16 protein-coding genes and 2 pseudogenes are annotated in these 22,321 nt (G+C 46.2%); 16 read left to right on the plus strand and 2 right to left on the minus strand.

The features are described 5' to 3' along the window. The first annotated feature begins 118 nt into the window (after positions 1-118). From recO to acpS, 3 genes are read left to right on the plus strand one after another with little or no spacing between them, the layout of a single operon-like run. Positions 119-850 carry a DNA repair protein RecO gene (recO, locus tag OU793_RS19505; RefSeq protein ID WP_140103764.1) on the plus strand — a complete coding sequence of 244 codons (732 nt, stop codon included), beginning with the start codon at positions 119-121 and terminating at the stop codon, positions 848-850. Then, on the plus strand, positions 847-1,578 hold the full coding sequence (gene pdxJ, locus OU793_RS19510) for a pyridoxine 5'-phosphate synthase (RefSeq protein ID WP_005484124.1): 732 nt from the start codon (positions 847-849) through the stop codon (positions 1,576-1,578). Before recO ends, pdxJ begins: the two co-directional genes overlap by 4 nt. Before the next feature lie 13 nt (positions 1,579-1,591). Continuing rightward, positions 1,592-1,972, plus strand: a complete 381-nt coding sequence (gene acpS / locus OU793_RS19515) for a holo-ACP synthase (protein ID WP_017449143.1) — start codon at positions 1,592-1,594, stop codon at positions 1,970-1,972. Between the two features lie 69 nt (positions 1,973-2,041). On the opposite strand, the pseudogene barA reads toward acpS, so the two are convergent. Next, positions 2,042-4,899: pseudogene (gene barA / locus OU793_RS19520) on the minus strand (two-component sensor histidine kinase BarA). A gap of 193 nt (positions 4,900-5,092) precedes the next feature. On the opposite strand from barA, the gene rlmD reads away from it, so the two are divergent. The 13 genes and pseudogenes from rlmD to rpoS all read left to right on the plus strand — a co-directional run bounded on the left by rlmD (position 5,093) and on the right by rpoS (position 19,667). Continuing rightward, entirely contained in the window at positions 5,093-6,412 is a 1,320-nt protein-coding gene (gene rlmD / locus OU793_RS19525) for a 23S rRNA (uracil(1939)-C(5))-methyltransferase RlmD (RefSeq protein WP_159404031.1), read from the plus strand. A 123-nt stretch (positions 6,413-6,535) separates the two neighbouring features. Further along, a complete protein-coding gene (gene relA, locus OU793_RS19530) occupies positions 6,536-8,755 on the plus strand; it encodes a GTP diphosphokinase (protein WP_005490307.1) in 2,220 nt (739 codons plus the stop codon). Positions 8,756-8,969: 214 nt separating this feature from the next. Beyond that, positions 8,970-9,761, plus strand: coding sequence for a nucleoside triphosphate pyrophosphohydrolase (gene mazG, locus OU793_RS19535; protein ID WP_025612817.1), 792 nt, complete (start codon positions 8,970-8,972; stop codon positions 9,759-9,761). Positions 9,762-9,979: 218 nt separating this feature from the next. Then, positions 9,980-11,620, plus strand: coding sequence for a CTP synthase (locus OU793_RS19540; protein WP_005455581.1), 1,641 nt, complete (start codon positions 9,980-9,982; stop codon positions 11,618-11,620). Positions 11,621-11,698: 78 nt separating this feature from the next. Beyond that, positions 11,699-13,002, plus strand: a pseudogene (eno, locus tag OU793_RS19545) (phosphopyruvate hydratase). Between the two features lie 683 nt (positions 13,003-13,685). Next, the gene (gene ftsB, locus OU793_RS19550) at positions 13,686-13,967 is read left to right on the plus strand and encodes a cell division protein FtsB (RefSeq protein ID WP_005455577.1); all 282 of its coding nucleotides are present in this window, start codon (positions 13,686-13,688) and stop codon (positions 13,965-13,967) included. A gap of 1 nt (position 13,968) precedes the next feature. Next, positions 13,969-14,673: a 2-C-methyl-D-erythritol 4-phosphate cytidylyltransferase gene (gene ispD / locus OU793_RS19555; protein ID WP_140103986.1), complete on the plus strand. Its 705-nt coding sequence runs from the start codon at positions 13,969-13,971 to the stop codon at positions 14,671-14,673. Positions 14,674-14,690: 17 nt separating this feature from the next. Then, a complete protein-coding gene (gene ispF / locus OU793_RS19560; protein WP_005380896.1) occupies positions 14,691-15,167 on the plus strand; it encodes a 2-C-methyl-D-erythritol 2,4-cyclodiphosphate synthase in 477 nt (158 codons plus the stop codon). 46 nt (positions 15,168-15,213) lie between these two features. Then, positions 15,214-16,257, plus strand: coding sequence for a tRNA pseudouridine(13) synthase TruD (gene truD, locus OU793_RS19565; RefSeq protein ID WP_140103985.1), 1,044 nt, complete (start codon positions 15,214-15,216; stop codon positions 16,255-16,257). Continuing rightward, positions 16,257-17,033, plus strand: a complete 777-nt coding sequence (gene surE, locus OU793_RS19570; RefSeq protein WP_005478553.1) for a 5'/3'-nucleotidase SurE — start codon at positions 16,257-16,259, stop codon at positions 17,031-17,033. Before truD ends, surE begins: the two co-directional genes overlap by 1 nt. After that, complete coding sequence (locus OU793_RS19575) at positions 17,033-17,659, plus strand: protein-L-isoaspartate(D-aspartate) O-methyltransferase (RefSeq protein ID WP_005455562.1); 627 nt, start codon at positions 17,033-17,035, stop codon at positions 17,657-17,659. The genes surE and OU793_RS19575 overlap by 1 nt, the downstream gene beginning before the upstream one ends. A gap of 14 nt (positions 17,660-17,673) precedes the next feature. Beyond that, positions 17,674-18,597, plus strand: coding sequence for a peptidoglycan DD-metalloendopeptidase family protein (locus tag OU793_RS19580; protein WP_005455560.1), 924 nt, complete (start codon positions 17,674-17,676; stop codon positions 18,595-18,597). An 80-nt stretch (positions 18,598-18,677) separates the two neighbouring features. Continuing rightward, positions 18,678-19,667 (plus strand): RNA polymerase sigma factor RpoS, encoded by a 990-nt coding sequence (gene rpoS, locus OU793_RS19585; protein WP_005478537.1) that lies wholly within the window; start codon positions 18,678-18,680, stop codon positions 19,665-19,667. A gap of 79 nt (positions 19,668-19,746) precedes the next feature. Here rpoS and mutS read toward each other — a convergent pair whose 3' ends face one another. Continuing rightward, positions 19,747-22,308 (minus strand): DNA mismatch repair protein MutS, encoded by a 2,562-nt coding sequence (gene mutS, locus OU793_RS19590; protein WP_005478546.1) that lies wholly within the window; start codon positions 22,306-22,308, stop codon positions 19,747-19,749. Positions 22,309-22,321 lie beyond the last annotated feature (13 nt).

The raw sequence follows: 22,321 nt of genomic DNA on the forward strand, positions 1-22,321 counted from the left end.
GAGGCGAGAACACTTCGTTTCAATATTAAGTAGAATCCAATATCGATTAAAATAAGGAGCCGCATGGCTCCTTATTTTTTACTATTCTGGCATTAGATTTTTAGGCACATAGATTTAGATGAGCAACTTATCCGCAGAAGGTTTTCAACGCTGCTTTGTCCTGCACCGACGCCCTTACAGTGAATCGAGCTTAATCCTTGATGTATTTAGCGAGGAGTATGGTCGTATCACGCTAATGGCCAAGGGCGCGCGTAGTAAACGCTCCAATCTAAAAGGCGCACTGCAACCTTTTACGCCTCTATTGCTTAAATGGTCTGGTAAAGGGTCGATGAAAACGTTGCGCCAAGCAGAGCCTATCAGCCTAGGTTTACCTTTGTTTGGGATCAACCTGTACTCAGCCATGTACGTCAACGAGCTCGTTGGGCGAGTGCTAATGGCAGAAGTCCCAATGCCTGCACTGTTTCATGATTACCTGCATGCCTTAACCGAGCTCGCTCAGTGTGAAAACCCAGAACCCGCATTACGCCGTTTTGAGTTGGCTTTGCTCTCTTCAATGGGGTATGGCGTCGACTTTTTGCACTGTGCTGGCACGGGGGAGTCGGTCGATCCTGAGATGACGTACCGCTACCGAGAACAAAAGGGATTTATCGCATCGGTAAGGCGGGACAATCTAACATTTCTGGGCAATGAGCTGATTGCAATCAGTGAGCGGCGGTTTGTCACTAAAGAGCAGTTAAAAGCGGCAAAACGCTTTACACGTATAGCCTTAAAGCCGTATCTTGGCGGCAAACCTTTAAAAAGTCGTGAATTGTTTATTCAGACACCCAGAGCACGGAGTAATGGAAAATGAGCTCAATTTATTTAGGCGTTAATATCGACCATATTGCCACTCTACGTAATGCGCGTGGTACAAAATACCCAGATCCTGTACACGCTGCGGAAATCGCAGAGCGTGCTGGGGCGGACGGCATTACCATCCACCTGCGTGAAGACCGTCGCCATATTTTGGATCGTGATGTGCGTATTCTACGTGAGACGATTCAAACACGTATGAATCTAGAAATGGCGGTCACTGAGGAAATGGTTGAGATCGCACTAAAAACTAAGCCAGAGTTTGTTTGTCTCGTACCAGAAAAGCGTGAAGAGCTCACTACTGAAGGCGGCTTAGATGTGGTTGGCCAACTTGAGAAAGTAAAAGCGGCAACGCAAAAGCTAACGGAAGCGGGCATTAAAGTTTCTCTGTTTATTGATGCGGATCGTCAGCAAATTGAAGCGGCGAAGCAGTGTGGTGCACCATTTATCGAGCTTCATACTGGTCATTACGCTGATGCAGAAACAGAAGAAGAGCAACAAGCAGAATTGAAGAAGATTGCTGCGGGCGCAAGCTACGCTGATGACCTTGGTATTATTGTGAACGCTGGCCACGGTCTGACTTACCACAACGTGGCACCAATTGCTGCGCTACCAGAAATTTACGAATTGAACATTGGTCACTCTATCATAGGACGTGCAGTGTTTGATGGCCTAGAAAAGTCAGTGGCAGAGATGAAAGCACTGATGATCGCGGCACGCAAATAACTAGGTTCTGCGAATGGCTATTTTAGGTTTAGGAACCGACATTGCTGAAATCGAGCGTATAGAGAAAGCGCTAGGCCGCAGTGGTGAACCTTTTGCTCGACGTATTCTCTCTGAGGATGAAATGGCAAAGTTTTCGCAACTTAAGCAGCAAGGGCGTTATCTTGCTAAGCGTTTTGCCGCTAAAGAGGCAGCATCGAAAGCGCTAGGTACGGGGATTGCTCAAGGCGTGACTTTCCATGATTTTACCGTCTCGAATGATGAGTTGGGTAAGCCAATTTTAATGCTGTCTGGCGTGGCTCAAAAAATGGCGCAGACGATGGGCGTTAATCACGTGCACTTATCCATTTCTGATGAACGTCACTACGCGGTTGCGACCGTGATTCTTGAATCCTAACCCTTTAAGTTGAATAACAAAAGCCAGAGCAAATGCTCTGGCTTTTTTGTATGAAGTTTAGTCAGAATGCTACTGCTCTAGATAAAGTTTTGCGGTGGTGGTGACCTTAATCATTTCATCTTGCAGTTCAAACATTTCAGGTTCAATTTCCTCAATGCTGGCTCCTGAACGAAGTGCGTGTTCAAGCGTAGCACAGAGAGATTTTAGCCTTGGTACGCCACAATAAGAGCTACTGCCGTGCAGTTTGTGGATCACATGAATTAACTCTTCACGCGAATAATCGTCTTGCTCAAGTGCGTGGTCGACAACTTCTTCTACTTCTGGAATGAAATCGATCAACATACGCAGCATATCTTTGGCTAAGTCTTCCTTATTAGCGCTCTGTTTCAATGCGGCTTGCCAGTCAATAATCACATCAGGTTGTGTATTTTCAGCTGTAGCAGGTGCTTCACTTGCTGGTTCATCGACGTAGGACGGCGCAACTTTCCCTATGCTTTCTGTACAGGTATTCGGATTCCAGTGGACCAACACTTGTTGCAGTACATGCTCTTCAATTGGTTTGGTGAGGTAATCATCCATACCTGCGGCGAGCAGACGATCGCGCTCCCCGGCCATGGCGTGCGCGGTAACGGCGATCACTGGTGTGTCTTTAGACGATCGCGCTCCCCGGCCATGGCGTGCGCGGTAACGGCGATCACTGGTGTGTCTTTGTTTAACTCAAGCTCTTTGATGTTCTGACAAGCGGTCACGCCATCCATTAATGGCATTTGGATGTCCATAAAAATCAGGTCGTATTTCTTCTCGGTAGCGAGATTTACGGCTTGCTGGCCATTGCTACAAGCCGTTACGGTTTCAACCCTTTCTTTCAGTAGTGCTGAAATCAGTTTTAGGTTTGCAGGGTTATCATCCACCGCGAGCACTGTCAGTGGCAGTCGTTCGCTTTCTTCTGTTTCAACAGGAGCGGCAATAGCTTGAGGTGCTTCAACATGTTCATTGATCAAACTTTGCAGCAGCTTACGGCGAGATAGCGGTTTGGTTAAGCACTGGATTTGATGCTCGGTCATGATTTGGTCGGCAAGCGCTAATTCGGTGCTCGGTGTACCCATGATGACACTTGGCGCCATGCGCTTCGCTTGCTCAATCCAAGCTGCGACTGATTGCTCGTCATAAGTTTGGTTTGCTGCCAAGTTCAGCAATACGTAATCGTAGTGCTCTTCGTTCTCTGGTAAGGAAGAACGATAGGTAACGAGAATACCTTCTTGACTCAAGATCTGCTGAGTCACCGATGCCGCTTGCATGTTTGGTTCTACCAACAGCAACTGTTTGCCCGTAAGTAGCTCGACTTCAATCAGATCGCTCATTGGCATTTCTGTCGAGTTGAGGCGAAGCGTAAACCAGAATGTCGAACCTTGGTGAAGACGACTAGTCAAACTGATTTCGCCGCCCATCTGACTTACCAGTTTCTGGGTGATGACTAAGCCCAGCCCCGTACCACCATATCGACGAGATATGCTGGCATCCGCTTGGCTGAATGCTTGGAATAACTGCGCTTGTTGACGCTCTGAAATACCGATACCGGTGTCTCGCACCATAAATTGCAGCTCAACCGAGTCACCTGCTTGTGAACGCATTTCGACGCTAACATCGATGTTTCCGCGCTCAGTAAACTTAATGGAGTTCCCCACCAAGTTAGTCAAAATTTGTTGGATACGTAGCGGGTCTCCGACTAGACCTGGCGGGATCTTCGGATCCACTTTCAAGGTGATCTCCAGACCTTTCTCATGCGCGCTGGTGGCTTGTAGGTTGATTACTTCTTCTAAGCTTTCGCGGAAATCAAATGGAATGTTTTCCAACGCCAGCTTACCGGCTTCCAATTTCGAGAAATCGAGAATGTCATTGATGATGTTCAGTAGGTTGTTTGCGGACTTCTCAATGGTTTGCAAGTAGTCGGTTTGGCTATTAGAAAGCTGCGTTTTGAGCATTTGACGAGTAAAGCCAATTACACCATTCAATGGCGTACGTAATTCGTGCGACATATTGGCCAAAAATTCTGACTTCACACGTGCGGCTTCTTGTGCGCGCTTCTTCGCAATATCGAGCTCAACGTTTTGAATTTCTAACTGTTCCAAGGTTTCGCGTAGGTCTGACGTGGCTTGGTCTATACTGTGCTGCATCTCGACGTGGTATTCCGATAGCGAAACCGCCATGGCGTTGATACCGTTTTTCAGTTGGTCTAACTCGCCGTGCATTTTGCCTTCGATACGCACATCTAAGTGACCACGACGAATACGATCAACGACGTTTTTCATGTGCGTGATTGGTTGGGTAACATCATGCATTAAGCGGGAAGCAAACACGCTTGCAAGCCCTAGACCAAGGATCAAAACAAGGAAAGCGGAGAAGACTTCTTGGTATTGCTGTAAGCGTAGAGAAGAAAGATCCATTTCTACCGCGATGTAGCCAATGGCTTTTGTGCCTTGGTTTTCGTTAGACAGTTCTGATAAATAGTGTCCTTCCGACAAGATCGGCACACGCAGGATCAGGGAGTTCTCATAGATTTCCGAATTTCCCAGCTTTGGGATCGGCTTATCTTTTGGGAACATCAGAGCTTCAAAATTAGGATGGAAGTTTGACGTGACGAACAGTTCATGGTGCTCATCAAATACGGCAATACTGCGAACGAGTTTGGAATTTTTACGGTGCGCGTAGCTAATCAGGCGACGTACGGCTTCACGGCTTTCAGCAAGTAGGTGAGATTCACTGGCGATCGCAAGAGGTTCAATGATGCTATTGCCCGTAGTGATAACTTGTTTCTCTAGGTCCTGATAGCGATTAAAGGAGAAAAAGCCGCTCAGTAATAAACCAATAATGAGAGTGGGAGCGAGAGTCAGCGTAATTACACGTGCTCGTAAGCCATATCTGGTCATGTTATCTAATTACATCGGAGTCTGGATATGGGAAAATAACGCATTATTTCTCAAGAGTAGTCATACTGCCTTGAGCAAAGAAGTGACGTCACCGGATAAACGGTAAGCATAATCAAGTCACTCGAATCACACAACGGCTGCAATCAAGAATAGTGAAGCAGCAGAGCAATTAGACACTAATCAGGCACAGAGCATGGCACGTATCTTTCAACCTAAAAAGAAAACGCAATTAAACACTCGTCACCAAGCGGCACAAGTAGAGCGTTTGGATCACCACGGCGCAGGTATTGCTTACCTTAAAAAGAAACCGTTGTTCATTGACGGCGCATTACCAGGTGAAGAAGTGGTGACGCAATTGGTGGAAGAGAAGAGCAAATTTGCTCGCGGCAAGCTGATTAAAATTCTAAAGCCAAGCGACGCGCGCGTTGCGCCATTTTGTCCGCATTATCATGAATGTGGCGGCTGTGATTTGCAGCACCTTAATTATGACCAACAATTGACGCACAAACAGCAGACGCTTCGTCAGTTAATGCGAAAATTTGCTGGCAGTGACATTGATTTGGATGCGCCAGTATTGGGCGAGTCTTTAGGTTACCGACGTCGTGCTCGCGTGAGTTTGTTTGTCGATAAGAAAACGCGTCAGTTGCACTTCGGCTTCCGCAAAAAGCAAAGCAAGCAAATTGCGCAAGTGACGGATTGTCCGGTATTGGCTCCTGAGTTGAATGTGCTATTGCCTGAGATTTATTCGGTGCTAACAACGTTCAAAAAGCCAGAGCAATTGGGGCATGTAGAACTGGTGTTGGGTGACAACGGGCCTTGTATCACGTTGCGACACTTAAGTAATTTGGCCGATGAAGAAGTCAGTGCATTAGTTGAATTAGCGACACGCCATCAAGCCTCGTTGTATCTGATGCCAGAAACTGACCAACTTAACTTAGTTGCAGGTGAGGTGCCTTTCTATCAAGAAGCGGGCGTAAAAATCCCTTTTGCACCGAACAACTTTATTCAGGTCAACCAAGCGGTTAACCAGAAAATGGTGGAACAGGCGATTGAGTGGTTAGACCCTCAAAATGACGAACGAGTGTTAGATTTGTTCTGTGGATTAGGTAACTTCAGCTTGCCGATCGCAAAGCGTGTTAAACATGTCGTTGGCGTAGAAGGTGTGGCTGAGATGGTCGAAAAAGCCTCAAATAATGCATCTTTGAACCAAATCAATAACGCGCAATTTTATCACGCTAACCTTGAGCAGGATTTTGACGGCCAAGCTTGGGCTGCGGAAAAGTTTGACAAAGTATTGCTGGACCCTGCACGAGCAGGAGCGAGTGGGATCATCGATCAAGTTTCTGCGCTTGGCGCTCAGCGTGTAGTTTATGTTTCTTGTAATCCTGCTACCCTTGCAAGGGACAGTCAGAGCTTGCTAGAGCAAGGCTATCAACTAACCAAATTAGGTATGCTGGACATGTTCCCTCATACCAGCCATCTAGAATCGATGGCACTGTTTGAAAAGTCTTAACTTTTAAGACTTTGGCCGCTTACTTGTGGTGGGCGGTCATAAAGCCAACACTCAACGTGGAGGCAAGAACTAACCTGGACGGTGTTAGTCAAACCACACAAATATAATAATTAGGATGATGAGATGGTTGCGGTAAGAAGCGCGCATTTAAACCAAAATGAACAGTTTGAACTTGAAAACTGGGTGGCTAGCCTAGGACAAGAGAAGAGCACAGCATCACGCTTAATCGAAGTTTATCGAGATTGCCAAACGATTTTGGCGGGTCACGAACAAGCCGAACTCCTGTTGTGGCGTGGACGAGAGATGATCGAAATTCTGATCACCTTGTCGATGGACAAAGCAACATTAGTGGCGGCTCAACTGTTTCCATTGGTTTCAAGTGGTGCTTTCAACAGAGAACTTCTTGAAGAAAAATACAGCAAAGAAATCATTAAGCTCATTGATGGCGTAGAAGAAATGGCCGCTATCGGTCAGCTTAACGTCACGATGGAAGGCAGCGCTGCGTCGTCTCAAGTAGACAACGTTCGTCGCATGCTGCTTGCCATGGTGGATGATTTTCGTTGCGTTGTCATCAAGCTAGCAGAACGAATTTGCAACCTTATTGAAGTCAAAAAAGCGCCGGACGAAGTTCGACGTGCTGCGGCAAAAGAGTGTGCCAACATTTATGCTCCACTGGCTAACCGCCTAGGTATCGGTCAGCTTAAGTGGGAAATCGAAGACTACGCTTTCCGTTATCAACAACCGGATACTTACAAGCAAATTGCAAAGCAGCTTGCTGAGCGTCGTATTGTCCGTGAGCAATATATCAAAGATTTTGTCGAAGACTTATCTCAAGAGATGAAAGCTTGTGGCATTAATGCTGAAGTCAGTGGTCGTCCTAAACACATCTACAGCATTTGGCGAAAAATGCAGAAGAAGAGTTTGGCGTTTGATGAATTGTTTGATGTGCGTGCAGTACGTATCATCGCCGACAAACTGCAAGATTGTTACGCTGCATTAGGTGTGGTTCATACCAAATACAAGCACTTACCGAGTGAGTTCGACGACTACGTTGCAAACCCAAAACCAAACGGTTACCAATCGATTCACACCGTGATTCTTGGCCCTGAAGGCAAAACCATCGAGATTCAAATTCGTACCAAGCAAATGCACGAAGAATCTGAACTGGGCGTTGCCGCGCACTGGAAATACAAAGAAGGTGCGAGCAGTCGCAGTGGTTACGATGAGAAAATTACCTGGCTGCGTAAGCTATTGGATTGGCAAGAAGAAATGTCCGATTCTGGTGAGATGTTGGATGAACTCCGAAGCCAAGTCTTCGATGACCGCGTCTACGCATTTACACCACGTGGCGATGTTGTCGACTTACCAATGGGGGCAACTCCACTAGACTTTGCCTACCACATTCACTCAGAAGTCGGGCACCGTTGTATTGGCGCCAAAGTTGGTGGCCGAATCGTGCCGTTCACCCATAAACTCCACATGGGCGATCAGGTCGAAATCATCACAGCAAAAGAGCCAAACCCATCGCGAGACTGGTTAAACCCATCACTAGGCTTTGTTCATTCAGGGCGTGCTCGTGCGAAGATCAACGCTTGGTTCCGTAAACAGAGTCGTGAGAAAAACCTCGAAGCGGGACGTGAAATCCTAGAACACGAGTTGGTGAAGATTGGCGCGACGTTAAAAGATGCAGAGCATTACGCCCTAAAACGCTTCAACGTCAATACGCCGGATGAACTCTACGTCGGTGTAGGCAGTGGCGACCTGCGTATCAATCAGATCATCAACCACATTAATGCACTGGTGAATAAACCAACGGCGGAAGAAGAGGATCAGCAAGCGCTAGAAAAACTTCAAGAAGCCGAGCACAAAGCACCAGCGCAAAGTCGCCCGAAAAAAGACGCGGTAGTAGTAGAAGGTGTTGATAACCTAATGACGCACCTAGCTCGCTGTTGTCAGCCAATTCCAGGCGATGACATTTGTGGTTACATCACCCAAGGCCGAGGTATCTCAGTGCACCGCAGTGACTGTGAACAGCTCGAAGAACTGCGTCATCACGCACCAGAACGTATCATTGATACCGTATGGGGCAGCGGATTTGTAGGGTCATACATCCTCACCGTGCGTGTCGAAGCGATGGAGCGAGGCGGTCTATTGAAAGACATCACCACACTATTTGCCAACGAGAAAATCAAAGTGACCAGCATGAAGAGCCGTGTCGATTACCGTCGTCAGCTCGCCATCATGGATTTTGATCTTGAGGTGACCAATATTGAGGTGCTCTCTCGCGTTTCGAAACGTGTCGAGCAGATTAAGGATGTTATGTCGGTAAAACGCTTAGGCTAACTTTCACGTCGTACTTGTCACTTTTACTGCGTTTACTCCGGAGTGCCGGCCCAGGCTCATCACATAGGCGAGCTATGCTCAGGAGTCGCGAAAACTTGTTGCCTTGTCAAAGTAACAATTACTTAGTGAAGCTGCTGAGAAAATATAATGTAGAAGGTGAGTGGTTTTAGCTGCTCACCTTTTTCTTTAGATAGAAAGGTTTAAAGGAACGAAAATGAGTCATCCAATTGAACAATTAGAACAAATCATGGCGAAGCTACGTGACCCAGAAAGCGGTTGCCCTTGGGACTTAAAACAAACCTTTGACACCATCGTTCCGCACACCATCGAAGAAACCTACGAAGTGGTGGATGCGATTCAGAATCGTGATTGGTCAAATCTGAAAGAAGAGCTGGGTGATTTGTTGTTCCAGGTGATTTTTTACAGTCAATTAGCGAAAGAGCAAGGGCTGTTCGAATTTTCGGACGTGGTCGAAACCGTGAACGAAAAACTGACTCGTCGCCATCCGCATGTTTTTTCGGATGTTGAGTTTGAGTCTGACGAGGAAATTAATGCCAACTGGGAAACGGAAAAAGCAAAAGAAAAAGCGCAAGTAGGCAAAGCTGAAGAAAGTATCCTAGACTCAATACCAAACTCTTTGCCGGCGCTTTCTCGTGCTACAAAGATTCAGAAAAAATGTGCGAAATACGGATTCGATTGGGATTCGCTTGGGCCAGTAGTCAGTAAGGTTCAAGAAGAAGTGGATGAGGTGATGGAAGAAGCGCTTCAAATCGATCCAGATGAAGAGAAAGTCGAACTTGAGTTAGGGGACTTGTTGTTTGCCACGGTCAACTTAGCACGTCATCTTGGCAAAGACCCAGAAGTGGCATTAAGCAAAGCGAACATTAAGTTTGCCAAGCGTTTTAAGCAAGTTGAAGGTAAGGTCGCGCAATCAGGAAGAACACTCACCGAGTGTACGTTGTCAGAACTCGACAATTTTTGGAATGAAGTGAAAAAAGAAGAGTGAAGTTGCAGACAAAATAGTCACAGCGCGATTTATGGGACAAGTCTGACTCAGAACATAAATAAGCACTTTGCTTTGTCTCTACCCACTTTGATTTGAAGCAAAAAATAAAAAATTACGGTGTGATAGATTTCACGTTGTGGCGGTAAGGAGCTTCTGGTATATTTATCTCCCGTCCAGAAGCACTCCATTTCCCTCATTCAACCAATTTCAGGTTAAACATGACGACAAATTACATTTTTGTTACTGGCGGGGTTGTATCCTCTCTAGGTAAAGGTATTGCAGCAGCATCTCTTGCAGCTATTCTAGAAGCTCGTGGTCTTAAAGTGACTATGATGAAGCTTGACCCTTACATCAACGTTGATCCAGGCACAATGAGCCCAACTCAGCACGGTGAAGTGTTTGTTACGGAAGATGGCGCAGAGACTGACCTTGACCTTGGTCACTACGAGCGTTTCATCCGTACCAAGATGACCAAGCGTAACAACTTCACTGCAGGTCGTGTTTATGCCGACGTACTTCGTAAAGAACGTCGTGGTGACTACCTAGGCGCAACAATTCAAGTTATCCCTCATATCACTAACGCTATCAAAGACCGCGTAATCGCAGGTTCTGAAGGCCACGATATTGCTATCGTTGAAGTTGGTGGTACGGTAGGTGATATCGAATCGCTACCATTTATGGAAGCAATCCGTCAGCTAGCAGTAGAACTTGGCCGTGAACGCGCAATGTTCATGCATCTAACTCTTGTTCCTTACCTAGCAGCAGCTGGCGAAGTGAAAACTAAACCGACTCAGCACTCTGTTAAAGAGCTACTGTCTATCGGTATCCAACCAGACATCCTAGTTTGCCGCAGCGATCGCATGATCCCAGCGAACGAGCGTAAGAAGATTGCACTTTTCTGTAACGTTCCTGAGAAAGCGGTAATCTCAATGAAGGACGTAGATTCAATCTACAAGATCCCTCAACTTGTTAAGTCTCAAGGTCTTGATGACCTAGTGTGTACTCGTTTCGGTATTGATGCGCCAGAAGCTGACCTTTCTGAATGGGAACAGGTTATCTACGAAGAAGCGAATCCAACAGGTGAAGTAACTATCGGTATGGTCGGTAAATACATCGAACTACCAGATGCGTACAAATCTGTGAACGAAGCACTTAAGCACGCAGGCTTGAAAAACCGCCTAAACGTAACCATTAAGTACGTAGACTCTCAAGACATCGAAACTAAAGGCGTTGAGCTTCTAGAAGGTCTAGACGCTATCCTAGTTCCAGGTGGTTTCGGTGATCGTGGTGTTGAAGGCAAGATCCGTGCGGCTCAATACGCACGTGAAAACAAAGTGCCTTACCTAGGTATCTGTCTAGGTATGCAAGTTGCCCTTATTGAATACGCGCGTAACGTTGCGGGTATGGAAGGTGCACATTCAACAGAATTTAACAAAGACACGAAGTACCCTGTGGTAGGTTTGATCACAGAATGGGTTGATGAAACAGGTAACGTGGAAGAGCGTACTGAATCATCTGATCTTGGCGGTACGATGCGTCTAGGTTCTCAGCTATGTCACCTAGAAAAAGGTACAAAAGCTCGTGAACTGTACGGTAGCGCGACGATCCATGAACGTCACCGTCACCGTTACGAAGTGAACAACGTTCTTCGTCCACAAATTGAAAAAGCAGGTCTTAAAGTGTCAGGCCTATCTGCGGACAAGAAGCTAGTGGAAATGATTGAGAACCCAGCTCACCCATGGTTTGTAGCGGCTCAGTTCCACCCTGAATTCACATCGACTCCTCGCGATGGTCACCCATTGTTTGCAGGTTTCGTTAAGGCTGCGGGTCAATACTCACGCGGCGAATTCGAGAAGTAAAAGGATACGGGCGGCGGCGAAGGTTGTGCTGCTGCCCTTTAAAATTGACATTTATATTTGAAACGAGAGGAAACATTAATGTCTAAGATCGTTAAAGTTCTAGGTCGTGAAATCATCGACTCACGTGGTAACCCAACTGTAGAAGCTGAAGTACACCTAGAAGGCGGTTTCGTAGGTATGGCGGCAGCTCCATCTGGCGCATCTACTGGTTCTCGCGAAGCTCTTGAGCTACGTGACGGTGACAAAGCACGTTTCCTAGGTAAAGGTGTTCTTAAAGCAATTGAAGCTGTAAACGGCCCAATCGCTGAAGCTCTAGTTGGCAAAGACGCTAAAGACCAAGCTGCAATCGACGCAGTAATGATCGAACTAGACGGCACTGAAAACAAATCTAAATTCGGTGCGAACGCTATCCTAGCAGTTTCTCTAGCAAACGCTAAAGCTGCAGCAGCAGCTAAAGGCATGCCTCTATACGAGCACATCGCTGAGCTAAACGATACTGCTGGTCAGTTCTCTATGCCTCTACCAATGATGAACATCATCAACGGTGGTGAGCACGCAGACAACAACGTTGACATCCAAGAATTCATGATTCAACCAGTTGGCGCTGCAACTCTTAAAGAAGCTGTACGCATGGGGGCGGAAGTATTCCACAACCTAGCTAAAGTTCTTAAGTCTAAAGGCTACAACACAGCTGTTGGTGACGAAGGTGGTTTCGCTCCTAACCTTAAATCTAACGCTGAAGCTCTAGAAGTTATCGCAGAAGCTGTTGCTGCTGCTGGTTACGAGCTAGGCAAAGACGTTACTCTAGCTATGGACTGTGCTGCATCTGAGTTCTTCGACAAAGAAGCTGGCATCTACAACATGAAAGGTGAAGGCAAAACTTTCACTTCTGAAGAGTTCAACCACTACCTAGCTGGTCTAGTTGAGCAATTCCCAATCGTATCTATCGAAGACGGTCTAGACGAGTCTGACTGGGATGGTTTCGCACACCAAACTCAACTTCTAGGCGACAAGATCCAACTAGTTGGTGACGATCTATTCGTTACAAACACTAAGATCCTAGCTGAAGGTATCGAGAAAGGCATCGCTAACTCAATCCTAATCAAGTTCAACCAAATCGGTTCTCTAACTGAGACTCTAGCTGCGATCAAGATGGCTAAAGACGCAGGTTACACAGCAGTAATCTCTCACCGTTCTGGCGAAACTGAAGATGCAACTATCGCTGACCTAGCGGTAGGTACAGCTGCAGGTCAAATCAAAACTGGTTCTATGAGCCGTTCTGACCGTGTTGCTAAGTACAACCAACTAATCCGTATCGAGGAAGCTCTAGGTGAGCGCGCGCTCCTTTCAACGGTCTTAAAGAAGTTAAAGGCCAAGCTTAATTCTTATTGAATTAGTTTAGCTAAATAGCTTTTTGAAACCCTCGCTAAGGCGGGGGTTTTTGTTTATAGGCGTATGTTTAAAAGCAGATGGTTAAGAGCGATGAGCTGTTTTGACCGTGTTGCTGCTATACCTAAAAGAAAGCAACCAACTAATCCGTATTGAGGAAGCTCTAGGTGAGCGCGCTCCTTTCAACGGTCTTAAAGAAGTTAAAGGCCAAGCTTAATTCTTATTGAATAAAGTTTAGCTTGAAAGCTTTCTAAAAACGCCCCACTTCGGTGGGGCGTCTATTGAATAAAGTTTAGCTTGAAAGCTTTCTAAAAACGCCCCACTTCGGTGGGGCGTTTTTGTGTTTAAAGGCCGGTATTTTAGAGTGATGAGCCGTTCTGACTGTACTGCGGTAATACCTAGAAGCAACCAACTCATCTGTATCTAGCAAGCTCTTAGTTAGCTAACCGTCCTGATTTCTCAGGTAATTGAAACCGAATCTTCCTCTTTCTAGCACGTAAACGGTTCTTTACTTTCTCGATTAAAGAGTGCCATCGAACTTAGGCATTTTTTATTTTCGTGCTTATTTCCTGTAAGGAGCGTGTGAGTCTCCCTTTATCCCCTAGAGGCAACTCGGCATTTATGCTATATATGTCACCTTATCTAATTCCTTCCGGTACAGAATGTTAGCAGCGATATGCGAATCTTTGTTATAGCCCTTACGTTACTGTTTGGTTGGCTTCAATACACTCTATGGTTTGGTAAAAACGGGGTGTCTGACTACTACACAGTAAAAGATGAAATTGAAGTTCAACAGCAGGTGAACAGCAAGCTACAAGCTCGCAATAATGAAATGTTTGCTGAGATAGATGACTTAAAGCAAGGACTTGATGCGATTGAAGAAAGAGCACGTCATGAACTTGGCTTGGTGAAAGAAGGCGAGACCTTCTACCGCATAGTTGGTGAGGAAAACCCGTAAGATGTCAGAGAACGTTTCATCTCATATCGCTATTGTACCTGCGGCTGGTGTTGGTAGCCGAATGAAAGCAGATCGACCTAAACAGTATTTGTTAATCGATGGAAAAACGGTATTGGAACATACTGTAGAGAAACTGCTTGCTCACCCTCAAATCGCGAAAGTTGTGGTTGCGGTTACAGAAGGTGACCCATACTACCCTGAACTATCGATTGCCCTGCACCCAGACGTAATACGTGTCGCTGGTGGTAAAGAAAGAGCCGATTCAGTGCTTTCAGGGCTAAACTATGTAAGTGCGCAGCTTCCGTGTGAATGGGTTCTGGTCCATGATGCCGCGAGACCTTGCGTAACATTAAACGATATTGATCGTCTGATTGATGTTTGTTGTGCTCATCCTACTGGTGGCATTCTTGCCTCGCCCGTGAGAGATACAATGAAACGAGCGAACAAAGAAAACAACATCGATCATACCGTAGACAGAGAAGCATTGTGGCATGCACTGACTCCACAAATGTTTAAAACTCGGCAGCTAACAAGAGCACTGGCAGACGCATTGCAGCAAGGTGTTGCGATCACTGATGAAGCATCGGCTTTAGAGTGGTTGGGAGAAACGCCAGCTTTAGTTCAAGGTAGTGCGAATAACATTAAAATTACTCAGCCAGAAGATCTCGCCTTAGCCGAGTTTTATCTTAGCCGCGAGCGCGGTTAGAAGATAAAGGATAAAAAATGATTCGAATTGGTCATGGTTTCGACGTACACAAATTTGGCGGTGAAGGCCCTGTGATTATTGGTGGTGTTGCAATTCCTTACGAACAAGGCCTGATTGCGCACTCAGACGGCGACGTTGCTCTGCATGCTCTTACCGACGCTTTGTTAGGTGCGATTGCTGCGGGTGATATTGGTCGTCATTTTCCAGATACCGACGATAAATGGAAAGGTGCAAACAGTCGCGAATTATTGAAAGACGTTTACCGTCGAGTAAAAGAACAAGGCTACCGCCTTGGTAATGCAGACGTTACCATCATGGCGCAAGCGCCGAAAATGGCGCCTCACATTGATGCAATGTGTGCAGCCATTGCCGAAGATCTAGAAACCGATATTAGCAACATCAACGTAAAAGCAACGACGACAGAACGTCTTGGTTTTACTGGACGCAAAGAAGGCATTGCTACAGAAGCAGTCGTGCTTCTATTTAAGCAATAATCGAATAATTTGCTCCTTAAAGCTGCGTAAGCAGTGGAAATACATCATGTCAGATATTTTATCCTCATTGGCTTACCTCACAGGCAAGCCAGTCGCATCAGCAAAAATTAAAGCGCAACCAGAACACTTTCAGGTTCGCGAAGATTTGGGGTTTGCCTTCACGGGAGAAGGTGAACACTTAATGGTGCGCATTCGAAAAACAGGTGAGAACACCAGTTTCGTCGCTAACGAGCTAGCGAAAGCTTGTGGTGTTAAGTCTAAAGACGTTAGTTGGGCTGGCCTGAAAGATCGCCATGCAGTAACCGAACAATGGTTAAGTGTTCATCTGCCTAAAGGTGAGACTCCAGATTTTTCGACATTTTTGGCGCAATACCCAAGTATTGAAATTCTGGCGACCGATCGACACAACAAAAAACTGCGTCCTGGTGACTTAATCGGGAACGAGTTTGTGGTTACCTTGTCTGAAGTGACAGATATGGCGGATGTAGAGCAACGCCTTGAAAAAGTTAAACAAGTTGGTGTGCCAAACTACTTTGGTAGCCAACGCTTTGGTAACGATGGAAATAACCTCGACGAAGCCCGTCGTTGGGGACGAGAAAACGTTCGTACGCGTAACCAAAACAAACGCAGCATGTACCTGTCTGCCGCGCGTTCATGGATCTTCAACCGCATCGTTTCTGCTCGTCTAGAAAATGGTGTGTTTGATAAATTCATCGATGGTGACATCGCACAGACATCACAAGGATTGTTGGCTGTTGATGCGAATAACCTTGCTGATATGCAAAACAAGCTTGCATTGAGTGACGTTGAGATTACTGCCGCTTTAGCGGGTGATAATGCGTTACCGACCCAAGCTGATGCACTTGCATTAGAACAACCATTTATTGATGAAGAACCTGATTTAATGGCTCTGATCCGTGGTAATCGTATGCGTCACGATCGTCGTGAAATCGCACTCAAACCAAAAGACTTAGATTGGAACGTTGAAGGTAACAATATTACGTTGACCTTCTCACTCGATGCAGGCTCTTTTGCCACATCCATTGTTCGTGAGTTGGTGAATGAGGTCAAAGTAGAAAGAGAATACTAATGGAACTGGATTCACTAAATACAAAACCTTTAAGAATTCTAATTAGTAATGACGACGGTGTGCATGCTCAAGGAATTCACGCGTTAGCGGATGAGCTGAGAAGCATCGCGGAAGTGATCATTGTTGCCCCAGACCGAAATCGTTCTGGTGCATCAAACTCATTGACTTTGGAACAGCCTCTGCGAGTCTCAGAAATTGCCCCTAATACTTATTCAGTTCAAGGGACACCGACAGATTGCGTTCATTTTGCTCTAAATGAGCTGATGAAAGATGACCTGCCAGATCTTGTATTATCTGGCATTAATCATGGTGCAAATCTGGGAGATGACGTTCTGTACTCTGGTACCGTCGCTGCTGCAATGGAAGGGCACTTTCTTGGCGTGCAGGCCATTGCGTTTTCACTGGTTGGTAAACGTCATTTTGAGTCGGCTGCTAAAATTGCTCGACAGTTGGTTGAGCAACACTTGGCAGCGCCAATCCCAACCAACCGTTTGTTGAACGTAAACGTACCTGATTTGCCTCTCGAGAGTCTTGGTGAAATCGAAGTGACCCGTTTAGGTGCTCGTCATCACGCAGAGAATATGATCAAGCAGAAAGATCCGCGTGGGCATGATATCTATTGGTTAGGGCCTCCGGGGAAAGAACAAGATGCGGGTGAAGGTACCGACTTCTATGCGATTGAGCACGGTCGAGTTTCTATTACCCCACTGCAAGTAGACCTCACGGCTCATGAGTCTCTGCGTGCGATGGATAGTTGGTTGAAGGAAGAGAAGTAATGAGTAACCCACATGCTGACAGGTTGATAGCGTTTCTTATCTCCAGTGGCATCAAAGATCAACGCGTTTTGGATGCAATGCATTGTTTACCGAGAGAGAGCTTTGTTTCTCAAGCGATGATGCACCAAGCCTACGATAACAATGCGCTACCGATTGGTCAGGGACAAACTATTTCTCAACCTTACATCGTCGCTCGCATGACCGAGCTGCTTGAGCTTCAACGTGCTAGTAACGTTTTGGAAATCGGAACCGGTTCTGGGTACCAAACCGCAGTTTTAGCACAAATCGTTGACCATGTTTATTCCGTTGAACGCATCAAATCTTTGCAATGGGAAGCGAAACGTCGTCTTAAGCAACTTGATATCTACAATGTCTCGACGAAGCATGGTGATGGCTGGTTAGGATGGGAAACGAAAGGTCCGTTTGACGCCATCATTGTTACCGCTGCTGCAGAAGTGATTCCCCAAGCGCTTCTCTCACAGCTAAAAGATGGCGGTAAAATGGTGATTCCTGTCGGAGATGCTGAGCAGCAACTACTTAGAATTGAACGCAAGGGTGACGAGTACCTTTCTACCGTTGTGGAAATGGTTCGCTTTGTTCCTCTTGTCGCGGGTGATTTGGCTTAAGGATCTGAGGTTAGGTGAGTAAGTTACTGCGTCATATTGGTATTAGCTTTGTATTAGCTGCGGGACTCGTTGGTTGCGCGGCTCACTCACCTGCGCCTGTTTCCAGCCTAAAGAAGGATTATTCGAGCGTTGAGCGTGGCAGTTATAGAGGGAGTTACTACGAAGTAAAGAAAGGTGACACACTTTATTTCATTGCTTACGTCACAGATAAAGATGTAAATGATCTTGTACGTTACAACGAACTCTCTCAGCCTTACACCATTTATCCAGGTCAAAAGCTAAAACTTTGGGCTCCGAAATATGTCGCGCCAAAATATGGCCAAAAAGTTGAACCCGTTGTAGTACCTGTAGTTACAACGACACCGCCTCCAGTGGTGAAGCCAACGACGACGACAAAGCCTGTGACTTCAAGTAAAAACTCTAGTCAAAAGCCTACAACAACTCCGACTAAAGTCGCACAAAAAGAGCCGCCAAAGAAAGTTGAACAAACCAAAGCAAAGGAGTATGTTGGTTCAAAAGATAACCAACCTACTAAACCGAAGCCGCCAACAACGACGGTACAAAACGACAAAGTATCGAAGTGGTTGTGGCCGACAAAAGGGAGAGTAATCAAGAACTTCTCTGCGGGAGAACAGGGAAATAAAGGCATTGACATCGCAGGACAGCGTGGTCAGCCTATCGTTTCAACCGCAGCCGGCACGGTCGTTTATTCGGGTAATGCGCTAAGAGGTTATGGCAACCTAATTATAGTGAAGCATAACGACAATTATTTAAGCGCATACGCACATAACGACAAACTGCTGGTAACAGAAGGTCAGAGTGTAAAAAGCGGACAGAAAATTGCGACCATGGGTAGTTCAGGCGCAAAATCCGTCAAGCTGCACTTTGAAATTCGCTACCAAGGTAAATCAGTGAATCCAAAACGCTATTTACCGTAAGACTTTGAAAAACAACTTGCGAAATCATTTAGCGACATATTGAGTTGTCATGTCTTGCTAACTCGCCAGGGGGAGGCGTTATGAGTATCAGCAACACAGTATCCAAAGTTGAAGAGTTTGAATACGACAATGCGTCAGAGACGACCATTGATAACGAACTCGAAAAATCATCATCTACTACCGAAGGCAAAACAGCTGTCCGTGAAGAGTTTGACGCGAGCAGTAAAAGCCTAGACGCAACTCAATTGTATCTAGGTGAAATTGGCTTCTCACCTCTACTTACTGCTGAAGAAGAAGTCCTTTACGCCCGCAGAGCATTGCGTGGTGATGAAGCGGCTCGTAAGCGCATGATCGAAAGTAACTTGCGTTTAGTAGTAAAAATTTCTCGTCGGTACAGCAACCGTGGCCTAGCGCTACTCGATCTTATTGAAGAAGGTAACCTCGGCTTGATCCGAGCGGTTGAAAAATTCGATCCAGAAAGAGGCTTCCGTTTCTCAACTTACGCAACATGGTGGATCCGTCAAACGATCGAACGTGCGTTGATGAACCAAACTCGCACCATTCGCTTGCCTATTCATGTCGTGAAAGAGCTGAACATTTATCTGCGTACTGCGCGTGAACTTTCTCAAAAGCTCGATCATGAACCAACTGCAGAAGAAATTGCTGCTCAATTAGATATACCAGTAGAAGATGTCAGCAAAATGCTGCGTCTTAACGAGCGTATTAGCTCCGTTGATACCCCAATTGGTGGTGACGGTGAAAAAGCGCTTCTGGATATTATTCCTGACGCAAATAACTCTGATCCAGAAGTGTCGACTCAAGATGATGACATCAAATCTTCTTTGATCCATTGGTTGGAAGAGTTGAATCCAAAACAAAAAGAAGTGCTTGCACGCCGTTTTGGTTTGCTTGGTTATGAGCCGTCTACGCTTGAAGAAGTGGGACGAGAGATTGGTCTTACCCGTGAGCGTGTACGTCAAATTCAAGTGGAGGGTTTACGTCGACTTCGTGAAATCCTAATTAAACAAGGCCTAAATATGGAAAACTTGTTTAACGTTGAAGACGATTAATACTAAGCTTTCTCGAAACACAAAGGGCTATGGATAACCATAGCCCTTTTTCTGTTTTAGGGGAGATTAGATATTCTCGTTAAAGCATTTTCTTCAAACGATACAGCTCTTCAAGGGCTTGACGAGGTGTTAAGTCGTCTGGATCGATGTTTGATAACGCTTGTTCAATTTCGCTAGGTTCAGGGATTAAGCTGAGCTGATTTGCTACATCCACAGTGCTTGGACGAGGCGAGTCGCTAGCTTGACCGAGTTGCTCTAGTTGAGACAGTTTAGTACGAGCATTTTTGATGACCGTTTTAGGTACGCCAGCTAAGCCCGCAACCGCCAAGCCGTATGATTTGCTTGCGGCGCCTTCTTGAACAGCGTGCATGAAAGCAATGCTGTCGCCATGTTCTACCGCATCTAGGTGAACATTTGCTAAGTTTGGTAGCAAGTTCGGTAATTCGGTTAGTTCAAAATAGTGCGTAGCGAAAAGTGTCATCGCGCCAATTTGTGTTGCAAGCCATTCGGCACTTGCCCATGCCAATGAAAGACCATCGTAAGTACTGGTACCGCGACCGATCTCATCCATTAACACCAAGCTGTTCTTGGTTGCGTTGTGGAGAATGTTGGCCGTTTCTGTCATCTCTACCATGAAGGTTGAACGACCTGATGCCAAGTCATCTGAAGCACCGATACGAGTAAAGATGCGATCCAATGAGCCAATTTGTGCTGACTCTGCAGGTACATAAGAGCCGATGTGAGCCATCAACGCAATTAGCGCAGTTTGGCGCATGTAGGTTGATTTACCCCCCATGTTTGGACCCGTGATGATGAGCATTTTACGGCTTGGGCTTAATTCTATTGGGTTAGCAATGAACGGGTCCGAGGTGACTTGCTCTACTACCGGGTGGCGACCTGCTTGAATGTGAATACCTGCGTCTTTAACTAGAGTAGGGCGGCAATAATCCAATGAGTCTGCGCGTTCTGCTAGGTTTTGTAACACGTCCATCTGTGAAACGGCAGAAGCTAGGTTTTGCATTTGTTCAAGATGAGGCATCAGCAAATCGAACAGCTCTTCCCACAGTTTTTTCTCTAGTGCGAGTGCTTTTGATTTTGAGTTCAGAACTTTGTCTTCATGCTCTTTAAGCTCAGGAATAATGTAGCGCTCGGCATTTTTCAGAGTTTGGCGACGCACGTAATGTGGCGGTACCAAATGGCTTTGGCCACGGCTTACCTGAATGAAGAACCCATGTACGGCGTTGTAGCCAACTTTCAGCGTATCGATGCCATGACGCTCGCGTTCATCCGCTTCGAGCTTTTCTAGATACTCGGTTGCACCATCAGCGAGCTTGCGCCACTCATCCAATTCTTCGTTATAGCCTTCTGCAATCACACCACCATCGCGGATCACTACCGGCGGGTTTTCTTTGATAGCACGTTCAAGAAGCTCACATACTTCATCTATTGGCGCAGCATATTGAGCCAACTTCACTAGGTATGGATGAGTTAAGGATGCAGTGAGTGATTCTAGTTCAGGAAGTTGCTGCATGGCATGGCGTAGGCGAGCCATGTCTCGTGGACGAGCAGAACGTAGAGCAAGACGCGCTAAGATACGTTCAATATCGCCAATCTGTTTTAAAGTTGGCTGAAGATCGGTAAATAAGCCTTGATCTTTAATTTCACCAATCGCATCCAGACGGTTGTTTAGCGTATCAATACAACGCATCGGTTGATGCAGCCAACGCTTTAACATGCGGCTGCCCATCGGGGTTGAGCAATGGTCGAGAACTGCGGCGAGTGTATTGTCCGTGCCGCCAGCTAAATTTTGGGTGATTTCTAGATTGCGACGCGTAGCTGCATCTAAAATTACAGAGTGATCTTGGCGATCAAATGTTAGTGAGCGGATATGTGGTAGAGCAGTGCGTTGTGTGTCTTTTACGTATTGGATCAAACAACCTGCGGCGCACAAGCCAAGAGAGGCGTGCTCAACACCAAAACCGACAAGATCACGGGTGCCAAACTGCTGGTTCAACTGTTGTTTGGCAGTATCTAGTTCAAATTCCCATACAGGGCGACGACGGTTCCCGTTACGGTTTGACATCAAGTGGACTGGCTCGAAATCTTCAGGGAACAACAACTCACGCGGTGCGGTGCGTTGTAGTTCTGCCATCATGGCTTCTTCGGTTTCTGGCTCCGTTAATTGAAAACGGCCAGAAGTAACGTCTAACGTCGCATAACCAAACTTGCCGTTGTGATGGTAAATCGCAGCGATTAAGTTATCGAGACGTTCAGAAAGCAGTGCCTCATCGGTTACGGTGCCTGGCGTGACAATGCGTACTACTTTACGCTCAACAGGACCCTTGCTCGTTGCAGGATCCCCAATTTGTTCACAGATTGCGACTGACTCACCAAGCTGAACTAGTTTCGCGAGATACCCTTCCACGGCATGGAATGGCACTCCCGCCATAGGAATAGGTTCTCCGGCCGATGAACCGCGCTTGGTTAATGAAATATCAAGCAGTTGAGACGCTCGTTTCGCGTCATCATAGAAGAGTTCGTAGAAATCGCCCATGCGGTAGAACAGCAAAATTTCTGGGTTCTCAGCTTTTAGCTTGAGATATTGCTGCATCATCGGAGTGTGTTTTTGTTCAGCTTTCACAGGTAAGTTCTTT

It is taken from the genome of Vibrio sp. VP6, from assembly GCF_028823755.1.
In the GTDB taxonomy this organism is placed as follows: Bacteria; Pseudomonadota; Gammaproteobacteria; order Enterobacterales; family Vibrionaceae; genus Vibrio; species Vibrio parahaemolyticus.

What these genes read in the sequence shown, in the direction of transcription:
- relA (WP_005490307.1), top strand. Translation starts at nt 6,536, where the DNA reads ATGGTTGCGGTAAGAAGCGCGCATTTAAACCAAAATGAACAGTTTGAA.
- OU793_RS19540 (WP_005455581.1), top strand. Translation starts at nt 9,980, where the DNA reads ATGACGACAAATTACATTTTTGTTACTGGCGGGGTTGTATCCTCTCTA.
- truD (WP_140103985.1), top strand. Translation starts at nt 15,214, where the DNA reads ATGTCAGATATTTTATCCTCATTGGCTTACCTCACAGGCAAGCCAGTC.
- ispF (WP_005380896.1), top strand. Translation starts at nt 14,691, where the DNA reads ATGATTCGAATTGGTCATGGTTTCGACGTACACAAATTTGGCGGTGAA.
- surE (WP_005478553.1), top strand. Translation starts at nt 16,257, where the DNA reads ATGGAACTGGATTCACTAAATACAAAACCTTTAAGAATTCTAATTAGT.
- rlmD (WP_159404031.1), top strand. Translation starts at nt 5,093, where the DNA reads ATGGCACGTATCTTTCAACCTAAAAAGAAAACGCAATTAAACACTCGT.
- pdxJ (WP_005484124.1), top strand. Translation starts at nt 847, where the DNA reads ATGAGCTCAATTTATTTAGGCGTTAATATCGACCATATTGCCACTCTA.
- ftsB (WP_005455577.1), top strand. Translation starts at nt 13,686, where the DNA reads ATGCGAATCTTTGTTATAGCCCTTACGTTACTGTTTGGTTGGCTTCAA.
- OU793_RS19575 (WP_005455562.1), top strand. Translation starts at nt 17,033, where the DNA reads ATGAGTAACCCACATGCTGACAGGTTGATAGCGTTTCTTATCTCCAGT.
- recO (WP_140103764.1), top strand. Translation starts at nt 119, where the DNA reads ATGAGCAACTTATCCGCAGAAGGTTTTCAACGCTGCTTTGTCCTGCAC.
- mazG (WP_025612817.1), top strand. Translation starts at nt 8,970, where the DNA reads ATGAGTCATCCAATTGAACAATTAGAACAAATCATGGCGAAGCTACGT.
- ispD (WP_140103986.1), top strand. Translation starts at nt 13,969, where the DNA reads ATGTCAGAGAACGTTTCATCTCATATCGCTATTGTACCTGCGGCTGGT.
- acpS (WP_017449143.1), top strand. Translation starts at nt 1,592, where the DNA reads ATGGCTATTTTAGGTTTAGGAACCGACATTGCTGAAATCGAGCGTATA.
- rpoS (WP_005478537.1), top strand. Translation starts at nt 18,678, where the DNA reads ATGAGTATCAGCAACACAGTATCCAAAGTTGAAGAGTTTGAATACGAC.